Genomic DNA, 13329 nt, shown 5'->3' on the forward strand with positions numbered 1-13329 from the left:
TGAAATCTGTATGAATATTGCCGGAACCACCATGATTTATAATCAGGAAATTGCCCACCACGATTTACTACGCTTGGACCGTGCCCACGTCTGGCACCCCTATACCAATTTTAATCAGCCGGGTTCAATTACTCCGATCAGCCATGCGCAAGGGGTAGAGCTGCACTTGGCCGATGGTCGTGTATTGATCGACGGAATGTCGTCCTGGTGGAGCACCTTGCACGGCTACAATCACCCGGTATTGAACCAAGCCGTTATTGATCAGTTAGGTAAAATGGCGCACGTGATGTTCGCCGGCATTACCCACGAACCCGCGGTAAAACTGGCCAGCACGCTCGCCAAAATCACACCAGCAGGATTAAACAAAGTTTTCTTCTCTGACTCTGGTTCAGTAGCGGTGGAAATTGCGCTGAAAATGGCGATCCAATACTGGCACGCACAGGGCCAACCGCAGCGGACAACCTTTCTTACGCTTAAGCGTGGTTATCACGGTGATACCTTTGGCGCTATGTCGGTATGCGATCCGCACTCGGGAATGCACCATTTATTTCATCACTCACTTGCGCACCATTTGTTTGCCGATGCCCCGGCCTGTAAGTTTGATGAACCCTTTCAGGAATCCCATATTGGCAAATTTGCTCAACTCATCCAGCAACATCGCCAAAAAATTGCAGCGGTTATTGTTGAGCCGATAGTTCAAGGCGCCGGTGGCATGCGTTTTTATTCACCAGATTATTTGCGTCGGGTACGGGAGCTTTGTGACAAACATGAAATTTTATTGATTGTGGATGAAGTCGCAACCGGCTTTGGCCGCACTGGAAAATTATTTGCCTGTGAATATGCAGGGATTAGTCCCGATATTATGTGCCTGGGTAAAGCCATGAGCGCGGGTTACATCACCCTCGCTGCAACACTGTGTAACGATAAAGTCAGCAACGGAATTAGTAGCGGCGAAAATCCGGCATTTATGCATGGCCCAACCTATATGGCCAATCCACTTGCCTGTGCTGTTGCCAACGCGAGTATCGACCTACTACTCAACTCCAATTGGCAGGAAAAAGTAGCGGCGATCAGCCAACAATTACGCGAAGAGCTTGCGCCGTGCAAAGAATTTTCGTACGTGACTGATGTGCGGGTTTTGGGCGCAATCGGCGTAGTTGAACTCGCGGACGATATAGATACCAGCAAGCTCCTACCGCTATTCGTGGAACATGGAGTCTGGATTCGCCCGTTTGGAAAAATTGTCTATTTAATGCCGCCATTTGTAATCAATAGCGAACAATTAAGTCGCCTGACCTCTGCTGTATTAAAAGTTGTCGCCCTACAGGCGCAATAAAACTTTTTCGTAGCAACATTTTCTTGAAGCAATTCCCCTTTAACAATATGCGTTCCTTTGAATACAAAAAACCCCGCATTTGCGGGGTTTATTTTTATTAACAAATACAGTTATTTGATTTTGCGAATTCCAACAGCCTCGCGCACTTTTTCTAGAAGCGGTTTACTGTAAGCTCGCGCTTTTTCTGCCCCTTGCTGTAAAACTTCTTCAATATGAGCGGGGTTGGCCAGCAATGTTTCGTACTTATCACGGGCCTCTGCAAGCTGGCCATTAATTAACTCAAACAATTGCTTTTTGGCTTCACCCCACGCAATACCTGCAGCAAATTGCTCACGCATGTAAGTGGTTTGATCGGGTGTTGCAAATGCCTGCCAGATTTGAAATACCGGAGAAGTATCGGGATCTTTTGGTTCGCCTGGCTCTAATAGATTGGTAAGAATTTTATTAATCGATTTCTTTAATTGTTTTTCAGGGAGAAATAACGGGATGGTATTTCCGTAACTTTTACTCATCTTGCGGCCATCCAACCCTTGCAATACCGCCGCTACATTATCGTCCACCACAGCTTCAGGTAGGACAAAGTGCTCGCCATAATGATGATTAAAGCGCGCAGCTATATCGCGAGCCATTTCAATATGTTGAATTTGGTCACGCCCCACCGGAACCTTGTGGGCGTTAAACATCAAGATGTCTGCCGCCATCAAAATCGGATACGAGTACAAACCCATCGTAATGGCGTAATCAGGGTCCTCACCGGCTTCAAGATTCGCATCAACTGACGCTTTGTAAGCATGTGCGCGATTCATCAAACCTTTGGCAGCATTACACGTTAACACCCAACAAAGTTCCGGAATTTCCGGTACATCTGATTGGCGATAAAAAATCGCATTATCCGTATCCAACCCCAACGCTAACCAGGTGGCCGCGATTTCACGGGTTGATTGATGAACCAGATCCGGCTCCTGGCATTTGATCAATGCATGGAAATCCGCTAGAAAATAAAACGATTGCACCTCCGCTTTTTGACTGGCTTGAATTGCAGGACGGATTGCGCCTACGTAGTTACCCAAATGCGGAGTGCCTGTGGTGGTAATTCCGGTTAAAACACGATGTTTGTTCATAGTGCCCTGTCTGCCAATGATCAAAGGGGTAAAAAATTCAGGGCGACATCATACAGGTAAGCCGTAACAATTTGCAGCTTAACCGATGTGTTGGACGCGAGGGAAAAGCCTAGATACCGCCGTAATATTGTGCCGCGTTGCGCAAAACGCAGCTATCAAAACCCGCTTGGGTCAATAAATGCACAGCGACATCACTGCGGCGTCCGGAATCATCGGTCACGACGTAAGTCACCGCATCATCCAGATTTTTTAACTGGTTGCGCAATTGATTCAAGGGAATGTTTCGGCTATCGGGTACTGATTGCATACGCCGTTCTAATGGCAAACGTACATCCAGAATTTGATACGCGGGTAATTCAGGGGCTCGGTTTTTCAGATCATCCGCTGTAACAAACTTGAGAATTGGCTCCTGCAACAACTCACGGAAATCCTCTTTTTTCAAACGCATAATTTTGCCAGGGGTAATCATTTTTACGGTGGCATTGCGTGTGGTATCACCCACCAGAGCCTCTTCACCAAAATAGTTCCCTGGGCGTAACGCCGCCAAGATCTTTCCTGCTGTGTCCATCACCATGGCACTTCCGGACTCCAGCACGTAAAAGTAATCACCCCGCTCACCTTGCTTGATCACCACTTCATCCGCTTGGACTTTGTGCCCGCTAAAACGGATAAACAATTGGCGAATATTGGCCGGGGGCAAACGACTAAAAAGGGGTGACTGCAAAAGTGAGGACATCCAGTCATTATCGTCATGCAGACTCACGCCAGAGGTATCCACATCCTCATCGCTGGATTCACTCCAAGCCAAAACCAGATCGATAAAATCACTATCTACCGCAAGCAAGGTCACGTCAGATTTAGCAACCGCTGACACCTGGGTTGGCTGGGTAATATTCAAAGGGGATCGCCGGGACTCACTCGCCGGATTAATGGTACTTACCTGGAAGCTGGAATCGATAAGATCGACTGTTCCACCTACCAGGTATACTTTTTCAGGAAATGGTCGCCCGCGCTTGAAGATAATCGTTCCCTTGGAGACTTCCCGCAGATTGGCCTTCTCTGCGACTTGAACCAGGTACTCGTGGCTCAAAGTATTGAAAGGTGCGAAGGACGCTAATACATCAAGGCTAATCGCCATTTTTCAGCTCCGCTTGTCTAACTCACTCGCCCCAACCAGAAATCAGCTAAGGCAAAAGCATTTTTATTAGAGAAATCGGCGCGATTATAAACATCTCCCTGAAACAAAGGGCAGACTCCTACCCAGTCTTAGCACTGGGTCACAAACTAGATGCGAGCGATTGCGCGTTCATCCACAACCAACAACCGCCCGAAATACCGTGTGAAAGCGCAACTTTATCCAGGCAAGGTTACCAAGGCGATAGGCGCTTTAGCATAGTTATAAAATTCTACTCCTGCCTGGTACAACCACCAACCATCTTTAGTTCCCGCCAACTCACGAATTGAATGCATCGCAAAGGTCGGGCACCCAACGTCAATCGTTTTAACACCAACTTCAGAGGCAACGACTGGGCCGATAGTACTGCCGCAACCCATATCGGTACGCGCCACAAACGCCTGCACGGGAACGCCCGCTTTTTCACAAAACAGGCGAAACAAGGCACTGGTTTCGCTCGTGGTTGCATAACGCTGGTTGGCATTAACCTTGATGACGGGGCCGCGATTCAGCAAGGGGCCATGATTTTCATCATGCTTGTCCATAAAGTTTGGATGAATACCGTGAGCATTGTCGGCTGAGATCATCATGGAACGCTCAATGACTCTCACTCGCGTATCTACCTCCGGTAAAAGTCGCTCTAAAAACTGCTGCAACATTGGGCCCTTGGCGCCACAACAAGACGCACTACCAACCTCTTCATGATCCGTACAAATCAATAGGCTCGATACCTCATCACCAGCTTGAAGAATCGACTCCAAGCCAATGAAACAACTCAATAAATTATCCAGTCTTGCACTGGCAATAAAGTCTTGCTCCAAGCCTACAAATGTGGGCCCCTGGGTATCGTAAAAACTGATTTCATAATCCAGTACTTGCTCAACGGCTAAATCCGGAAATTGTTGTTGTAACTCAGCATGAAGCAGACTGCGAAAATCCGGCAAGGGCAAATCCTCGGCGGCAAGTTGTAGTACTAATGGAACTATGTCTTTTTGGGCGTTAATAGAGCGACCGCTATTGGCTTCGCGATCCAAATGGATCGCCAGACTAGGAATAATGGCAACAGCGCGAGAAAAATCCAGCAACACACTGGCAACTTCGCCCTCTTGATTACGGTATGACACTCTACCCGCCATGGATAAATCACGATCGTACCAAGGTGCCAACAGCGCTCCGCCGTAAACCTCTACACCTAACTGGAAGTAACCTCGACGATTCAACTCTGCACGCGGTTTCACTTTTAAACAGGGGCTGTCCGTGTGAGCGCCCAGCATGCGAATTCCTTTGTCCACCAACGGCGATTTGCCATACACAAACGCGATAATGGACGAATCATTGCGGGTTACCAGGTAGCGCTTGCCAACCTCCAACTGCCAGGAATCACCCTCGTAGAGTGGGATAAAACCGGCTGCCAACAACCGATTTGCGAGATTGCGCGTAGCATGGAAAGGGGTTGGCGACGCCTGCAGGAATTGCATCAATCCCGCATTGAAATCATTGAGAGAAAGGGAATTTGCCATAGGTCTCACACCAGAAAATCATTGGAGTTACGAATTCGTTGCCGCTTTTGCCAGGAAACCGAATCGCGCAGGTACACTGGCTGTGCATCCTGCGCTGAGACAGTTTGTCCTTCACTAAATTTTGCCGCCGCAATCCAGGCCATATTTTCAGCATGGGGATGCACATCCTGAAATTGCGCAACGGGATTCAACACCTGCATCGCTGGATAATGCCAACCTGGACCAATACCAACGTATCGCTGTTGTTGATCCAGAATTTGAGGTTGATCGACCAGCAACTCTGGAGGCATCAAGGCTTCTTCCGCTAAAACCGAAACCAAATCGCCATTGCGAACAAACAGCCCCCAGTACACCTCATTCATGCGCGCGTCCAGCGCCACCAGCACCGGCAAGGACTCTTGGTTATTACGATAAAAGCCGAGGGCCATAGCTTCCAACGTGGACACAGGAACTACCGGTAAATTGGCCCCAAACGCCAACCCCTGAACAATGCCGGCGCAAATACGCAACCCGGTAAATGAACCCGGCCCACGTCCGCAAGCAATAGCGTCCAGATCACCCAGTTCACAACCTTTCGCTCGCAAGAGTTCATCTACCATTGGCAAGAGCCGCTGGGTATGGCTTTTGGCCGCCAATTCAAACAAAGAAGTCACTGCTCCATCTGCATACAAGGCAACAGAACAAGCATCGGTAGACGAATCCAGGGCGAGAATAAGACTCATAACAAACCATTAATCGATATCTGACATCCCGCGCACTAGCACTGAGACTAAGATGAATAAATTAGTAAAAATTCCATAAAAAAATAGGCTCCGTAGAGCCTATTTTTTTAATGTGGCAGGGAGAAACTAGCCTAATACAGTCAACAACTGCTGGCGAATTCCGTCAACACTGCCGATACCGCTAATACGAGTATATTTGGGCGCTTTGCTAGTGCCCGATGCAGCCAGATCCTGATAGAAGCCTACCAACGGCTCAGTCTGATCGTGGTAAACGCCTAAACGCTTACGCACTGTTTCTTCTTTATCGTCCGGACGTTGGATCAGAGGTTCGCCGGTTAAATCATCATGGCCGGCAACTTTAGGAGCGTTGTGGATAACATGGTAAACACGACCTGAAGCTTCATGGACACGACGGCCACTTAAACGGGACACTATCTCTTCATCAGGAACATGAATTTCGATCACGTGATCAATATCGACACCGGCATCAAGCATCGCTTCGGCCTGTGGAATAGTGCGAGGAAAGCCATCAAACAAAAAACCGTTTGAACAATCGCTTGAAGCGATGCGCTCTTTCACCAGGGAAATAATCAAATCATCGGGCACAAGACCACCAGCTGCCATAATATCTTTGGCTTGCAAACCCAGGGTGGTGCCAGCTTTTACAGCAGCGCGCAGCATATCGCCGGTAGAAATTTGTGGAATACCAAACTTCTCCATAATCAATTGCGCTTGAGTACCCTTGCCTGCCCCTGGCGCGCCCAACAGTATTACTCTCATCTCGGATTGCTCCTCAGCATTATTTTTATCGGACCAAGAAGCAATTCAGGCTGCCCTTGACCACGAAACACCGGCATAAAACGCCCTACAAAAGAGGCGTTACGATACACGCCCGGAAAGCCAATCACAATATCCGGGTAAAGCATCTTCCTAGCAAAACGCCAGTTCGAAAGGATTTTTTACTTATAACCAGCTTATAAGCACAAACATTATGAAACGCATCCTCATTTCATTGCCCATGGAAAATTTTCATCCTAGAATGACCGGATAACTACAATCAATCAGGATACGACCATGTCCACTACCATTGAACTTGATGAATACGACCGCAAGATATTGCGCGCCCTGCAGGAAAATGCCGATTATTCCATGGCTGACCTGGGCAATATGATTGGGTTATCCCACACTCCCTGCTGGCGCCGGCTCAAACGCCTGGAAACCGAAGGTGTGATTCGCGGCAAGGTAACCTTGCTAGACCCCAAACTCCTCAACCTCGGGGTTACAGTTCACGCGTACATTACGATCAAAAACCATGATGCCAGTTCGTTAGAAGCTTTCGAGCAAGCTGTCCAAGCTATTCCCGAAGTAGTTGAATGCTATTCAACCAGCGGTGAGAAAGATTACGTCCTGCGTGTGGTCGTGGAGAGCGTTGAGCACTACGAACGCCTCATGAAGCAAACGCTAATTCATTTGCCCAATATCGGCTCAATCAACTCCGCGTTTGCGTTAAAACAAGTGAAATTCACCACGCAACTCCCCATTTAGATTTTCACCTGGCCCGATTACTTCCATTTAATAGCCAAAAAATAATAAGCAGGAATGGTGAATGGATATTCTCTCAGTGCTGATCTTTGTCGGCGCCTTGTTGCTGTGGGGGCTATGGGTGTATCGCGGCACACAGCAATCGCGCGAGGAACAACTGGAAGCTGCTGCAGATAACGAAGGAATGGAACAGGTGATTGCCGAAATTCAGGCACTCCAACAACAAATGGGCGACGCTATCAACAGGGATGATTACATTCGAGCAATAACGATCAGCGAACAGATGCTGATACTCTCTGAAACCCATTTCGGGGATGACCCGGAAGTCATTTTGCCACTGCTAAGCGCCTTATCCAATTTTCACCAGATTGCTGGCCAGCCGCTTCAGGCCATGCCCTATCTACAACGCAGCATCCTTTTGCAAGAAAAGCTGCCAGGCCAGCGTGCCGATCTCGCCAATTCGATAAGCGAACTTGCAGAGCTGCACATACAATTGAACGCACCGCGCGACGCCATGCAGCTGCTTCGCAGGGAAATAAAACTCCGACGCATCAGCATTCCCGACCAAGCGCTATTGCGCGCGCAATGCAAGCTGTTATCGCTCAATCTGGAGCAGCCAGCTGCAGCAGAACCACTGCGGGAGGACATTACTTCAACTGCGAAAAAGCTCGATAAGGAATTAGTGGCACAATTAACCAACGAAGCTAATGCAACACTCACAAAAGCGCTACACAAAAACCGCCTAATTGTTGCATGGCAAGCAGCCGAATCTGCCGTGCTACTTTCTGCGGTAGCCTTCGGAGCAGATGCCGACTCCACCTTTGTTTGTCGAGGTAATTTGGCAGAAATGCTGCGCCGAAATTACCGCTTGGAAGATGCAGAAACACAATTCAAACAATTAATTTCTGAAGAAGAAAAGCGTGAAAACGGCGCAGAAGGGCTTCGTGCAGCGTTTAACAACTTGGCCCTGCTTTACGATGAATGCGGCCGAGCTGAAGACTCTGCAAAGATGCGCGCGCAACAGATGGAACTACTGCAGAGCGTTCACGTAAGCACAGGCTCGCGCTTCAACGCGTTGAACAACCTGGCTGTCAGTCAATCCAATCAAGGGGATAACGAAGCGGCGGCAAAAACCTATGCCGACGCTTTGGCACTCTCACCAGAGGGCGACGATGTCGCAACGAGTGCATGGGCAGATACGCTCAACAACTACGCCATTACGCTCATTAACCTTAAGCGTCTACCGGAAGCTGGACGTCTTTACAAAAAGGTCCTGGAGAGCAAGAAAGCGGGCGCGGAAATTCCGCTTCTAACCATCGCAAGCAGCTTCAATGGTTTGGGGATAGTGTCTGAACAACTCGGCAAACTGCCTCAGGCACAGCAAATGTTTGAGCGCGCACTTGCAATAAAAGTAAAACACCTACCAGCAGGCCACCCCTCACTTGAAAGTGCAAGACACAACCTCGGCTCCATTTATTGCAAAAATGGCGACCTCGAACGCGCAACAGAAATGGCGCAAAACGTATTGACCAGTCGCGAACAAAGGCTCGGAAAAAACCATCCCGACACGCAGTCTGCGCGCCGCAATCTGGAATTGGTTACGGAGAACAAACATCGTGAGCCACCCCGCGATGCTCGCGCAACAATAGATATGCTGATGGAACAGGTCACGGATGGCCAACTGTACCGCTACGCGACTTACAATTTCGGCCGCGCGCGTGATGAAAGCGTCAGCATGGTGTTAGTACCAGAAACACAAGCACTGCACCTGCAACACAAACTGACACGCGCCCTACCCCAAGGCTGGCGCTGCTTTATCGGTTCTACGCGCTGGCTGGGAGAAGAAAAGTACGACGGCATGGCAGAGCTGGTTGCAATTCAAGCCGAGTCACAATTCGACTGTTTGCGCATCGCGCGCACCGACGCAGTTAACCATAATCTCGACACCGAAGATATTATCCAAACCCTGCAAGATTATGACCGCCGTTTCGGTATTCGCATTTACAGCGCCGAAACAGACTCGGTGGGGTTCATGCTGTTGCATTTGCCCGATGACTTGAATGCATTTGCACAGGAACTTCTGGAGTTTTGCATGGACCTTGAGGATGTGGAATTAATTAAGCAAATGATTACCGCACCAGGAAACCGAGTCGAGCTTTGGTGGGATTAAGTTGCTCGCTCAAAATTCGACGCGTATGCCTCCACTAAAGATCACAAACTTTTTTGTGCAATAGCTTCCCAACTCGCCGCAACAATTTTTTCCAACATATCATCATCCACGTCAATCAACCCCAGTAGACGCTTGCGTGCGATTTCAAAAATGGGTTCAAAGCCAAGAGAAAATAAAATATCGTCCGGCAAGTCTTTCAACAGGGCGCGATCACGTCCTTGTGAGAAAAACTCAAATAAGGGCGTGAGCTCCTGCCGCGCAACTTCGTGCAGGCTGCGTAACAAATCCGGCGGAAGATGATCAAACTGGCCTTTACTGAGCAAAATTTCCGGCTCTCGCATAAATAGTTGCCAAAAGGTTTGTCCGAGATTTTTAAACTGTTCCGCTAACGACAAACCATGCTGTTGCGTTGCGCGCAACTCGGCCGCTACCCGATTAATAATTTGACCATGTAATTTGTTGATCAGGTCTTCACGATCGTCAAAATACAAATACAAAGTGCCGGTTGCAACACCAGCTTCTTTAGCAACATCGCGCACCGAAAACCCATGAAAACCTTTACTAGCCAATAGTTTCAAGGTTGCAGCCAAAATTATTTCGCATTTACTAGTCATCAATTTACATTACTCCAGGTGTTTCGCTGGTGCCCAGCGCTTGGCCAGGCGAAATACCACTACGAAAAACACCGGCACAAAGAATATGGCCAACACAGTGGCGGAAAACATACCGCCAAATACGCCGGTACCAATCGCATTCTGGCTGCCTGAGCCTGCACCCGTGCTAAGTACCAAGGGTGTTACACCGAGCATAAACGCGAGGGAGGTCATAACGATGGGACGTAAACGCATCCGTACCGCCTCCATAGTTGCCTCCAACAAATCCATGCCCTGTTCATAAAGTGCTTTGGCAAACTCAACAATCAAGATTGCATTTTTTGCAGCAAGACCAATTGTTGTTAACAAACCAACCTGGAAATACACATCGTTAGACAACCCTCTCGCCATCGCGAACAGCACCGCACCAATCACACCCAAGGGCACAACCAGCATCACCGAAATCGGCACTGACCAGCTTTCATAAAGCGCTGCAAGACAAAGGAACACAATTAAAATCGACAGTGCGTACAACATAGGTGCCTGGTTACCGGATTCACGTTCCTGTAATGACATTCCTGTCCACTGATAACCAATACCCGCCGGCAATTTTGCAGCAATTTCTTCTGCAGCCAACATTGCATCACCCGAACTTACGCCAGGCGCCCCCTGCCCCAAAACATTGACTGAAGGCACACCGTTGTAGCGCTCTAGACGCGGCGAACCAAAAATCCAACGACCGGACGTAAATGCAGAAAATGGCACCATTTCATTTTTGTTGTTGCGCACGTACCAGTTTTTTACGTCCTCCGGTAACATGCGATATTGAGCCTCGCCTTGTACGTATACTTTTTTCACTCGCCCTTTATCAATAAAATCATTCACATAGCTAGCCGCCCACGCGGTGGAAAAAACGCTGTTAATATCACTAAGGGAAACACCTAACGCGGCCGCTTTTTCCTGATCGACATCCAGTTTAAATTGCGGATTGTCGTCCTGTCCGTTGGGACGCACACCCACCAGACGAGAATCCTGTGCGGCCGCCCCCAAAAATTGATTGCGCGCTTGCATCAAGGTTTCGTGCCCCAAACCACCCAAATCCTGCAATTGCAAATTAAATCCGGATGACGTGCCCAATTGCGTAATCGCGGGTGGCACAAATGGAAACACCATGGCATCTTTAATTTGCGTGAATGCACCCATTGCTCTAGCTGCAATCGCTTTTACGTGTTGAGTGTCACTACTGCGCTCACTCCAATCACGCAAACCTACAAACGCGATGCCATTATTTTGGCCCCGGCCGCTAAAACTAAAACCAATAACCGAAAACACCGACCGAACATTGGCCTTTTCAGTTTCTAAAAAATGTTTCTCTACATGATTCATCACACCGATGGAGCGTTCTTTAGTTGCACCGACCGGCAAAGTCATTTGGGTAAATAAAACCCCCTGGTCCTCGTCGGGCAGAAACGAACCCGGTAAACGAGTGAACAGCAACCCTAACACCATCACAATCCCTACATAAATTAACATGTAGCGGCCAGTGCGCCCCAGCATAGATTTCACACCGGTTTGATATTTATCTGTTGCGCGATTGAAATTACGATTAAACCAGCCGAAAAAGCCGGTCTTATGATAGTGATCTGCATCAACCGGTTTTAACATGCTTGCACAAAGCGCAGGCGTAAGCGTAAGCGCAACGATGACAGACAACGCCATGGCCGAAACGATCGTAATAGAAAACTGACGGTAGATAACACCCGTCGAGCCGCCAAAAAATGCCATAGGTACAAATACCGCGGCGAGCACCAGAGCAATTCCAATTAATGCACCGGTAATTTGCTGCATGGATTTGCGCGTTGCCTCGCGCGGCGAGAGGCCATCTTCCGCCATTACCCGCTCGACGTTTTCCACCACCACAATGGCATCGTCCACCAACAGACCGATAGCCAGCACCATTGCAAACATGGTGAGCGTATTGATAGAAAATCCGAAAGTTTGCAATACCGCAAAGGTACCCAATAACACTACCGGCACGGCTATGGTCGGGATCAGGGTTGCACGGAAATTTTGCAAAAATAAATACATCACCAAAAACACCAACACTATGGCTTCGATAAGTGTATGTACTACTTTTTCAATCGAGAGTTTTACAAAGGGTGTGGTGTCGTAGGGATAAACAACTTCTAACCCTTGCGGAAAAAATTTTTCCAATTCCCCAATGCGTTTGCGAACTGAGTCAGCGGTATCTAGCGCGTTAGCGCCCGATGCAAGCGTTACCGCCAAACCGGTTGCTGGGCGATCATTATATTCAGTCTCAAATTGATAATTCTCGCCCCCTAACTCAACACGCGCAACATCGCCCAACCGAATTTGCGAACCGTCCTGATTAACGCGAAGCAATATATTGCGAAACTGCTCAGGGGTGTTTAATCGGGTTTGTACCACAATACTGGCGTTAATCTGCTGCCCCGGTAACGCTGGAGTTCCACCCAATTCCCCTGCGGCTATTTGTGCATTTTGCGCGCGTATAGCAGCAACAACATCTACCGTAGTTAATTTATAAGTGGCGAGTTTGTTAGCATCCAACCAGACGCGCATGGCGTACTGCGAACCAAACAATTGAATCTGGCCCACGCCATTCACACGGCTTAATTGATCCTGCACGTTCGCCGCCACATAGTCGGCAATATCGTATTTATCCATGCGGCCATCGGAGGATACAAAGGCCGCTACCATCAAAAAACCAGCAGATGATTTGGTAACGCGAATTCCCTGTTGTTGCACTTCCTGCGGCAACAGGGGCATCGCCGTTTGCAATTTATTTTGCACTTGCACTTGAGCGATGTCGGGATCAGTGCCCGCCTGAAAAGTTACCGTCACTTCACCGCGACCACTAGAATCACTGGTGGCTGACATGTACTGAACATTATCGATACCCGTTAAACCCTGCTCGATAATTTGAATTACGGTATCTTGCACCGTTTGCGCTGAAGCACCAGGATAATTAGCACTAATACTTACCGACGGTGGCGCAACTTCCGGGTATTGCTCAATGGGCAACTTCGCAATTGATAGCAGCCCCGCCAACATAATGATGATTGAAATTACCCACGCAAATACCGGGCGATCAATAAAGAATTTTGCCATG

The 13329-nt window shown here is 48.5% G+C and carries 10 protein-coding genes; 3 read left to right on the forward strand and 7 right to left on the reverse strand.

The genetic code is table 11. From position 1 onward, the window contains the following. Positions 1-10: 10 nt before the first annotated feature. The gene (gene bioA / locus D0C16_RS04880) at positions 11-1336 is read left to right on the forward strand and encodes an adenosylmethionine--8-amino-7-oxononanoate transaminase (protein WP_225318906.1); all 1326 of its coding nucleotides are present in this window, start codon (positions 11-13) and stop codon (positions 1334-1336) included. 110 nt (positions 1337-1446) lie between these two features. Here bioA and D0C16_RS04885 read toward each other — a convergent pair whose 3' ends face one another. The 5 genes from D0C16_RS04885 to adk form a co-directional block, all read right to left on the reverse strand. Next, entirely contained in the window at positions 1447-2457 is a 1011-nt protein-coding gene (locus D0C16_RS04885; RefSeq protein ID WP_151031275.1) for a tryptophan--tRNA ligase, read from the reverse strand. Between the two features lie 109 nt (positions 2458-2566). Further along, the gene (locus D0C16_RS04890) at positions 2567-3595 is read right to left on the reverse strand and encodes a cyclic nucleotide-binding domain-containing protein (RefSeq protein WP_151031276.1); all 1029 of its coding nucleotides are present in this window, start codon (positions 3593-3595) and stop codon (positions 2567-2569) included. Between the two features lie 215 nt (positions 3596-3810). Further along, positions 3811-5151 (reverse strand): M18 family aminopeptidase, encoded by a 1341-nt coding sequence (locus D0C16_RS04895; protein ID WP_151031277.1) that lies wholly within the window; start codon positions 5149-5151, stop codon positions 3811-3813. Between the two features lie 5 nt (positions 5152-5156). After that, positions 5157-5873 (reverse strand): tRNA (adenosine(37)-N6)-threonylcarbamoyltransferase complex dimerization subunit type 1 TsaB, encoded by a 717-nt coding sequence (gene tsaB / locus D0C16_RS04900; protein WP_151031278.1) that lies wholly within the window; start codon positions 5871-5873, stop codon positions 5157-5159. 126 nt (positions 5874-5999) lie between these two features. After that, entirely contained in the window at positions 6000-6653 is a 654-nt protein-coding gene (gene adk / locus D0C16_RS04905) for an adenylate kinase (RefSeq protein ID WP_151031279.1), read from the reverse strand. A gap of 294 nt (positions 6654-6947) precedes the next feature. Between adk and D0C16_RS04910 the strand changes: the two genes are divergently transcribed. Both D0C16_RS04910 and D0C16_RS04915 read left to right on the forward strand, forming a co-directional pair. Continuing rightward, complete coding sequence (locus D0C16_RS04910; RefSeq protein ID WP_151031280.1) at positions 6948-7418, forward strand: Lrp/AsnC family transcriptional regulator; 471 nt, start codon at positions 6948-6950, stop codon at positions 7416-7418. Positions 7419-7479: 61 nt separating this feature from the next. Next, positions 7480-9585, forward strand: a complete 2106-nt coding sequence (locus D0C16_RS04915; RefSeq protein ID WP_151031281.1) for a tetratricopeptide repeat protein — start codon at positions 7480-7482, stop codon at positions 9583-9585. A gap of 41 nt (positions 9586-9626) precedes the next feature. On the opposite strand, the gene D0C16_RS04920 is transcribed toward D0C16_RS04915, so the two are convergent. Both D0C16_RS04920 and D0C16_RS04925 read right to left on the reverse strand, forming a co-directional pair. Beyond that, on the reverse strand, positions 9627-10199 hold the full coding sequence (locus D0C16_RS04920; RefSeq protein WP_151031282.1) for a TetR/AcrR family transcriptional regulator: 573 nt from the start codon (positions 10197-10199) through the stop codon (positions 9627-9629). Between the two features lie 9 nt (positions 10200-10208). After that, complete coding sequence (locus tag D0C16_RS04925) at positions 10209-13328, reverse strand: efflux RND transporter permease subunit (RefSeq protein WP_151031283.1); 3120 nt, start codon at positions 13326-13328, stop codon at positions 10209-10211. Position 13329 lies beyond the last annotated feature (1 nt).

Source organism: Cellvibrio sp. KY-GH-1, from assembly GCF_008806975.1.
Lineage (GTDB): Bacteria > Pseudomonadota > Gammaproteobacteria > Pseudomonadales > Cellvibrionaceae > Cellvibrio.

What these genes read in the sequence shown, in the direction of transcription:
- D0C16_RS04915 (WP_151031281.1), top strand. Translation starts at nt 7,480, where the DNA reads ATGGATATTCTCTCAGTGCTGATCTTTGTCGGCGCCTTGTTGCTGTGG.
- D0C16_RS04910 (WP_151031280.1), top strand. Translation starts at nt 6,948, where the DNA reads ATGTCCACTACCATTGAACTTGATGAATACGACCGCAAGATATTGCGC.
- D0C16_RS04920 (WP_151031282.1), bottom strand. Translation starts at nt 10,199, where the DNA reads ATGACTAGTAAATGCGAAATAATTTTGGCTGCAACCTTGAAACTATTG.
- D0C16_RS04890 (WP_151031276.1), bottom strand. Translation starts at nt 3,595, where the DNA reads ATGGCGATTAGCCTTGATGTATTAGCGTCCTTCGCACCTTTCAATACT.
- bioA (WP_225318906.1), top strand. Translation starts at nt 11, where the DNA reads ATGAATATTGCCGGAACCACCATGATTTATAATCAGGAAATTGCCCAC.
- D0C16_RS04885 (WP_151031275.1), bottom strand. Translation starts at nt 2,457, where the DNA reads ATGAACAAACATCGTGTTTTAACCGGAATTACCACCACAGGCACTCCG.
- D0C16_RS04895 (WP_151031277.1), bottom strand. Translation starts at nt 5,151, where the DNA reads ATGGCAAATTCCCTTTCTCTCAATGATTTCAATGCGGGATTGATGCAA.
- tsaB (WP_151031278.1), bottom strand. Translation starts at nt 5,873, where the DNA reads ATGAGTCTTATTCTCGCCCTGGATTCGTCTACCGATGCTTGTTCTGTT.
- D0C16_RS04925 (WP_151031283.1), bottom strand. Translation starts at nt 13,328, where the DNA reads ATGGCAAAATTCTTTATTGATCGCCCGGTATTTGCGTGGGTAATTTCA.
- adk (WP_151031279.1), bottom strand. Translation starts at nt 6,653, where the DNA reads ATGAGAGTAATACTGTTGGGCGCGCCAGGGGCAGGCAAGGGTACTCAA.